The following is a 7,618-nucleotide window of genomic DNA, read 5'->3' on the forward strand; positions in this document are numbered from 1 at the left end:
CTTACTCATTTGTACCAGTCGTTCTCGCGACCGGAATTTCATTCTATCACATTCATCTCAACGATGCAAGTGTTATTTTTAACACTCTGTAGTAGGTTATCTAACATGATTCTCACATTCAACCGCGTTTCTTGCGGCCGAGTTATAATATATCACATTAGTTGTTAGCTTGCAACATCTTTTTTCAATCATTTCCGACTGCTTCTCAGCGGCCGGAAGAACAATATACCACGGCTGTGAAGAAAGATTCAACAGGTATATTTTTACATGTATGAACGATTAACTTCCTATATAAGCAACCCTGTATAGTTTAGTCTTCATTCAGCAATCTTAAACGTAAAGCAAAGGTAAGCTTGAAACAACTTCAGCCGTCGTCCGGGTTAATGAAAACCGCTCTTATAACTGCCGGGTTGCAGACATTCCTTCTCCCTTCTCTCCCGTTCCTGTTCGGCCGCGGCGATTGTGGGTAATACCTTTCCATAAGTTGAAAGCGCCAAACTCACATCGAAAGGAGCATCAGCATGATAAGCGCCCAAACCATTGTTACCATTATCGTTATTAATATCGCTTATGTCTCACTCTCCACGATCCGCATGATTTTGGTGATGAAGGCAAGAAGACTGCTCGCCGCAAGCATAAGTACAGTTGAGATCTTCATTTATTTAATGGGCCTCAATATTGTACTTAAGAACATCGACGACCCTGTCAACATTATCGCGTACTGCTTAGGTTGGGGAGCCGGCGTCTGGCTGGGGATTCGCATTGAAGGCTGGCTTGCGCTGGGGTACACCACTCTGCAAATCGTCGTCGATTATACGGAAACGACTCTGCCGGATACGCTGCGGAATAAAGGCTACGGCGTTACTCACTGGGTGGCGGAAGGACGTGACGGTCCTCGTCTGGTCATGCAAGTGCTCGCCAAACGCTCCCTGGAGAAAAAGCTCCTGAGCACGCTCCATGAACTCGCTCCGAAAGCTTTTGTGATCTCTTACGAACCGCGTTTTTTCCGCGGCGGTTTTTGGACAAGGAGATTGAATCCTTAGCGGGCGGGTGATTCATTTTGCTTCCTTTTGTTTATATAAAAGGTTACATAAGTGAACTTCACAGCTGTTACTTAGAGAAAAAGGGGTGCTGCATAGAATGATTCGCCTGGAAGGTGTTATCAAAAGATACGACGATGGATTCGTCGCATTGAAAGATCTTAATTTGGAGTTTGCCGAAGGCCAGCTCCACGTACTTATCGGACCAAGCGGTTGCGGTAAATCTACCACGATGAAACTGATCAACCGCTTGATCAATCCCTCTGAAGGGAAAGTCACCATTAAAGGGAAAGATATTTCCCAGATGGATCCCGTCGAGCTGAGACGCAATATCGGCTACGTGATACAAAATATAGGCCTGTTTCCTCATATGACGATCGCCAAAAATGTAGCGGTTGTTCCCAAGCTTCTGAAATGGGACCAGCAGCGCATAGATGCACGGGTTGATGAACTGCTGCGCCTGGTTTCTCTTGACCCCGACACGTTCCGCAACCGTTATCCTTCCGAACTGAGCGGAGGGCAGCAGCAGCGTATCGGCGTTATCCGTGCTCTGGCTGCGGAGCCCGACATTATTTTGATGGATGAGCCGTTCAGCGCGCTTGACCCTATCTCCCGGGAACAGCTTCAGGATGAGCTGATCCGGCTGCAGCAGGATTTGAAAAAGACGATTATTTTCGTTACCCATGACATGGACGAAGCCGTAAAGATCGCGGACAATATCGTGCTTATGAAGGACGGCGAGATCGTTCAGCACGGCAGCCCGGAGCATATCCTCCGTTATCCGGCCAATGAGTTTGTAAAATCCTTCGTCGGTAAAAAGCGTCTTCAGGCGGATACAGGATTCGAGGAAATCCCCACCGTCGATGAAGTTATGGCTGAACATCCGATTACAGCCTATCCTACACGGGGACTTGCGGAAGCTATTAAAATTATGGAGAAAAACCGGGTCGATTCCCTCCTCATCGTAGACAGACAGAACCGCCTGATCGGTACCACCTCCATCTTTCAGGTGCTCGACAAATATAAGCAGGAAAATATCACACTCGCCGATATCGCTAAACCTTTTCATCATACGGTTGAGACCGGCACGTCCTTATCCGTGGCAATCCAGCTTATGAACGAGCATAACCTTCCTTATATTCCGGTTGTGCGTGAGAATAACACGTTTGCCGGGCTCGTTACCAAAGGAAGCGTAGTCCGTCATATCGCGGATGTATATACGCCGGCCGAGTCCGACGAATTTGCCGAATCTGCCGAAGCGACGCACCAAGCTTCCGCGGAAAACGTGGCGCAAGTACCGGCCGGCGGCAGCGGAGGTGCTTAAATGGACTTCCTGAACAGCTATGGTCAATTTCTTAGCGACCGGTTGCCGGATATCCTGGTCGCTTTCCGGGAACATCTTGTCATTTCGTTCCTGTCTATCCTTTTCGGCTGTATTGTCGCCATCCCTATAGGCGTATATTTAGCCGGAAACCGGATTAAATGGATCAATTCGCTTGTTTTCGCATTATCGAATCTGCTCCAGACCATTCCCAGCCTCGCCCTGCTCGCCATCCTGATCCCGCTGATCGGGGTCGGTATGAAGCCGGCCATCATTGCCCTGTTCCTGTATTCCCTGATGCCTATCATGCGGAATACATTCACGGGTTTCCAGGCGGTTAATCCGCATCTGATCGAGGCCGCAAGAGGCATGGGTTACAGCTCTATCCAGCGGCTGGTGCGCATTCAGCTTCCGCTGGCCCTTCCCTACATTATGTCGGGCGTCCGCGTGACCACGGTCTATATTATCAGTTGGGCTACACTGGCGACCCTTATCGGAGCCGGCGGTCTGGGCCAGTTGATTGTGGCGGGCATGGGCGTGAACAAGAAGGAGCTTATTTTCACAGGCGCCATTCTGGCCGTCATCTTGGCTCTGATCGCCGATTTCGTGCTGGGAGCTTTGGAGAAATGGCTCACTTCACGCACCAAAACATCAGGCGCTAAAACGGCGTAATTTTTGATGACGATCATTAACGAGCTGAATAAAAGCTTATCACTATAAAAAACGGCCGCGCTTTGAAGGCCGTCTAAAGGGGATTTCGAATGAAACGTGTGAGAAGACGCTTATTGGCGGCAAGCCTTCTCGCTGCGGTTGTTGTGTCAGCAAGCGGCTGCGGACGGGGAGATACCATTTTAATCGGTACGCAGACTTACTCGGAGCCGAAGATTTTGGCTCAAATGTACAAGCTGCTGATCGAGGACCGCACCGACCTGAAGGTGGATGTCCTCCCGGACCTTGCGTCAAGCGGTGTGATCATCGATGCGATGAAGAAGGGCGACATCCAGATGTCCACCCTTTATTCCGGCGAACTGCTCAATAAGCATTTCCCGATCGAGGACAAGAAAAGAAACCGGGAAGAAATACTTGCCGAGGCGCAGGCCGGTTTCGATAAACATTTTAACTTTAAATGGTTTAATCCTTACGGATTTGAAAATACGTATGCCTTTACGGTACGCAAGGAATTGGCGGACGAGAAGGGCTGGAAGAAGATCTCGGACATCATTCCGGATGCCGGTTCCATTAAACTCGGGGTAGATACGACCTGGCTGGAAAGAGAAAGCGACGGATATAAGGCATTCGCCAAGCATTACGGGCTTCAATTCGGAGATACGCTTCCTATGGAGGTCGCACTCGTTTATAGCGCCGTAGCCAGCAAAAAAGTGGATATCGTATTGGCTTACTCCACGGACGCCCGATTAAAGGAATACAACCTGGTGACACTGGAGGACGACAAACAGTTCTTCCCTCCTTACGACGCTTCACCGGTAGTGAAGAAAGAGCTGCTGGCCGCTTATCCCGAGCTGAACGACATCATCGGGCTGCTTATCGGAAAGATCGATGCCAAAACCATGATTGATTTGAACTATGAAGTAGACGTAAAAAAACGCAATGAGAAAAAGGTTGCGGAAGACTATTTAAAACAAATCGGACTGCTGAAATAAAGGTCCTGCAGGCCTTCTAAGGGGACATGAATATGGAGCTTTTCTTTCAATATGTTAGTGAAAACTGGCTGGACTTGCTGGGACTGACTTACGATCATATCGTAATGGTACTGCTTGCCATTCTCATGGCGCTCATCGTCGGGGTGCCGCTGGGTATTCTGGCCGCGCGTTACCGCCGTCTCGGTTCCGTCATTCTTACGGCCGCGAACATTATCCAGGTGTTTCCGAGTCTCGCGCTGCTAGTGCTGCTGATGATCGTATTCGGACTCGGCTTCAAGACAGTGGTCATCGGCCTCTTCCTCTATTCCCTGATGCCGATCATCCGCAACACCTTCGTCGGGCTCACCCAGGTCAACCCGGCGATAACGGAAGCCGGACGAGGTGTGGGCATGAGCCCGCTTCAGCTGATGTGGAAGGTACAGCTTCCGCTGTCGCTGCCTTTCATCGCGACAGGCGTTCGTGTGGCCGCGGTCATCGCCATCGGCGTGGCCACCATCGCTCCGCTGATCGGAGGCGGAGGTCTTGGCCGGGAGATTTATTCCGGCATCAACATGGACAATTCCGCCCGTCTGTATGCGGGAGCTATCCCGGCCGCGCTTCTCGCGCTGCTGACGGATTTTGTCCTCGGCCAGGTGCAGAAACGTATGCATATCAGCCGGTAGGTTATATCAAAAGAACGTGGAGGGACTGCCTATGCAGCCTCCGCGTTCTTTTTGCTTTTCCGGCAGTACGGCAACGCCCCGGAAGTGGAACACATACCCCATAAGGCGTTACCGGGACCGGGACGTTGAGCCGGTGCCTTCCGGAGGAAACGGCCCTCTTATTCAAAGCTAACCGGTGCGGGAGAAATCCTGGAGCAGACCACCATCTATCCGGCCAATTTAATAAAAAGCCGAAAGGGTCCAAAACGGACACCTTTCGGCTTTGTGCTTTTATTCGCAGCGTTATTGGGCCTGCCATATCTGAGGCTCGGATTTACCGCTGTAATACTCGATACGGCTGGGGACAATTTTCAGGATGACATACTCAGGGTCGTGAGGGCCGTCAAACCACTCCTTGAAGTCGTCGCGCCATACTTTTTCACGCAAGCTTTCATCGGTGCTTACGCTGCCTGTCGCTTCGATTTGAAGAATATCGGAAGAAGGTTTGCCGTCAAAGCCCACAAGAATATGTACATGGGGATTGTCCTGCAGCTCTTCCACTTTATCGGTTTTGCGGCTGGTCGCCAGATAAACGGTCAATTCCTCGTGAAATAAAGCCATATAGCGCACACGCGGTTTCCCATTCTCCACAGTTCCGAACGAGCAGATTTCGTTTTTATCCAAAACGCTTACGATTTGCTGTTCCAAAGACGGATTCGACATGCTCTCTCCAGCTCCTTTCGAGTAAACACGCTTCTTTTTCTCTTTTTTAGATTACCCGAAACGGGGAAGCTCCAAACGAAGAAGAGCCGTTTTGGCCATGCGGTTTTATTCGACTTTGCCCGCCTCGTTCGTCACGGCGAAATTGTAATTCACGGAACGTGTAAAAGGCTCCTGCCGTTCGTTCACACCGTTGATGTCGAATGAAAGGTTATAAACCCCGGGCTCTGTCGGCGCTTTAAAGTCCAAGAGCACTTCGTTCTTGGAGGTTTGCAGGTTTACTTCACCCGCTTGCTGCAGGCTCTTCGCTTTGCCTTTCCCTCCGGAACGGGTCAGCTTCGCTTTTTTCGCTTTGGCGTCTTCCAGCTTGCCCGCTCCGTCGAACGAAACGGCAATTTGCGCATTTTCGCCTTGTTTGTATTGCTTGCGCGCGTTTTTGATTTGGCCTTTCACACGGCTTTCCGGACGAGCCAGCATAAAGTACGCGTCCCCTTCACCCGACAGCTCCAGGGTCCAATTCCCCTTCTCCGGGTTATTTAGCGTCAGCGTATGATGAACGGCATCGGAGAACAGAACCGCTTCGTCTTTCTCCGCACTTGGGGACGGGTTCAGCGGGATCTTTTTACCGGACGGGCTGGTCAATGTGACTTGCGTCGCTTCTTTGGCCGTCAGCACATCCAGCGAGATCGAGCCGATACCGCTTTCCAGCGGGAATACTTCTTTTGCGGCTCCCTTCGCGAGACTGCCTCCTTTCATAATGAAAGAAGAATTCTCCGAAACGGCAGGCGCTGCTTGAGCGGCAAAGAGATTCTCTTCTTGAAGCGGCGCCGCTGCGGCTGCCGTTTTACCGAGCGCCAGCTTGGGCTGTACCAGGCTCCAGGTCTGGGAGGCCGTCGTCATCGCGCTGTGGGAGATGTCCTTTGTAAAGCTTTTAATGCCATAGGGCAGTCCGAGCGCGGAAGCCACGCTGACAGCACCGTCATCTTCACCCGGCAGAACGGCATGAGCGAACCAGTAGGCGGTAAACCAGCCGTCATCGCCTTCCCCGCCGGACATGTAAGTCTTGGTCGCGGAAACTCCCGGCTTGCCGTCCGTCTGGGTCCGGAAATTAGCCATGTAGGAGGTTTGAAGCGAATAGACCGCATCATCCTTCTTCCCGAGAATTTCGGCCAGCCAGCTTGTCCAGTCACTGTAAGCCATATCCGCCAGCTCGGAGCCTCTATTAGGCGTAGAAAGCTGGTGGACGACATTCACATACGGCGCGGCGCCGTAATGCAGGAGAGCCGCCTGCGTGTCGAGTCCGCCTTTGGAGTGGGCGATAATGTTAATTTGAGAAACGCCGTAATGACCGGCGACCTTCTTAATGACCTCGGCCAGCTTCGAGCCGTTGGTCCACATGTCCCCGCCCGTGCCGTCCGCATCTTTCAGCTGCACGAAAGCCGTGCGGTACCCGGCTTTATAAGCCGCTTCATAGTATCCGTCCGTTTTGAGCCAGGTATTGTAGTTCGAGTGAAGCCCCTGAACGAAAAGAATGACAGGCTTGTCTTTCGAAGCCTGCGGAGGCACCGCTCCCGTGTACCAGTCTCCGAAATGGCCGGACGGGTTCTCGTCATGCAGAACCGGAGCCGGAGGCAAAGCGGCTTGGACCACCGAAGAACACGCAAGAACGGCGGAAAGACCTAATAACGGAATCATGCGGGCACGCACTTTTTGAATCATTTAATTCCCTCCTCATAATGGATAATAGGTTACTCCACCATTATATGGAAGAATTTACAATTCAGCATTAGCTGGATGTTAATTTTAAGAAAATAAAAAAGCCCGGAACTATTTCCGGACCACGAGGATTATGTACGATCGATTTGACGTCCCCAAACGTAAATCTCTATTTTCAGCATTCATCGCCTGATTGCAAAAAGCATTCAATTGGCATCACCATCGGATTCTCTTCTTGACCCATTGACGGGTATGGTTAACTTAATTTCCGAAGCTTCCGTCTTTTCGACATGCGGCCTATGCGTATGATTATTTGTCGATGAACTATCCGGCACAAATAGACACCCATCTCACCGTTCGATATTTCTCGGGAAATATTTCTAAAAAAATAAAAGACCCCGCTTCATTCAGCAAGGTCTCTTATTTAATGAGGTATGCGGTCGGAGGGATTTGAACCCTCACGCCCATTGGGCACTACCCCCTCAAGATAGCGTGTCTGCCGTTCCACCACGACCGCAT

At 50.9% G+C, this 7,618-nt stretch carries 7 protein-coding genes and 1 tRNA gene; 5 read left to right on the forward strand and 3 right to left on the reverse strand.

The window, feature by feature from the left end:
* Positions 1-521: 521 nt before the first annotated feature.
* The 5 genes from C4S74_RS26050 to C4S74_RS26070 all read left to right on the forward strand — a co-directional run bounded on the left by C4S74_RS26050 (position 522) and on the right by C4S74_RS26070 (position 4,684).
* Positions 522-1,043 (forward strand): DUF2179 domain-containing protein, encoded by a 522-nt coding sequence (locus C4S74_RS26050; protein ID WP_103998188.1) that lies wholly within the window; start codon positions 522-524, stop codon positions 1,041-1,043.
* 97 nt (positions 1,044-1,140) lie between these two features.
* Positions 1,141-2,364 (forward strand): ABC transporter ATP-binding protein, encoded by a 1,224-nt coding sequence (locus C4S74_RS26055; protein ID WP_103998189.1) that lies wholly within the window; start codon positions 1,141-1,143, stop codon positions 2,362-2,364.
* The gene (locus tag C4S74_RS26060) at positions 2,365-3,033 is read left to right on the forward strand and encodes an ABC transporter permease (protein ID WP_103998190.1); all 669 of its coding nucleotides are present in this window, start codon (positions 2,365-2,367) and stop codon (positions 3,031-3,033) included.
* 89 nt (positions 3,034-3,122) lie between these two features.
* Positions 3,123-4,022 carry a glycine betaine ABC transporter substrate-binding protein gene (locus C4S74_RS26065; protein ID WP_103998191.1) on the forward strand — a complete coding sequence of 300 codons (900 nt, stop codon included), beginning with the start codon at positions 3,123-3,125 and terminating at the stop codon, positions 4,020-4,022.
* A gap of 32 nt (positions 4,023-4,054) precedes the next feature.
* Positions 4,055-4,684, forward strand: a complete 630-nt coding sequence (locus tag C4S74_RS26070; RefSeq protein WP_103998192.1) for an ABC transporter permease — start codon at positions 4,055-4,057, stop codon at positions 4,682-4,684.
* A 282-nt stretch (positions 4,685-4,966) separates the two neighbouring features.
* Here C4S74_RS26070 and C4S74_RS26075 read toward each other — a convergent pair whose 3' ends face one another.
* The 3 genes from C4S74_RS26075 to C4S74_RS26085 all read right to left on the reverse strand — a co-directional run bounded on the left by C4S74_RS26075 (position 4,967) and on the right by C4S74_RS26085 (position 7,616).
* Positions 4,967-5,386 carry a pyridoxamine 5'-phosphate oxidase family protein gene (locus C4S74_RS26075; protein ID WP_103998193.1) on the reverse strand — a complete coding sequence of 140 codons (420 nt, stop codon included), beginning with the start codon at positions 5,384-5,386 and terminating at the stop codon, positions 4,967-4,969.
* A 105-nt stretch (positions 5,387-5,491) separates the two neighbouring features.
* Positions 5,492-7,102, reverse strand: coding sequence for an alpha/beta hydrolase (locus C4S74_RS26080; RefSeq protein WP_103998194.1), 1,611 nt, complete (start codon positions 7,100-7,102; stop codon positions 5,492-5,494).
* A gap of 432 nt (positions 7,103-7,534) precedes the next feature.
* Positions 7,535-7,616: transfer RNA gene (locus C4S74_RS26085), tRNA-Leu, on the reverse strand.
* Positions 7,617-7,618: the final 2 nt, after the last annotated feature.

Source organism: Paenibacillus sp. UNC499MF, assembly GCF_900107975.1.
Lineage (GTDB): Bacteria > Bacillota > Bacilli > Paenibacillales > NBRC-103111 > Paenibacillus_F.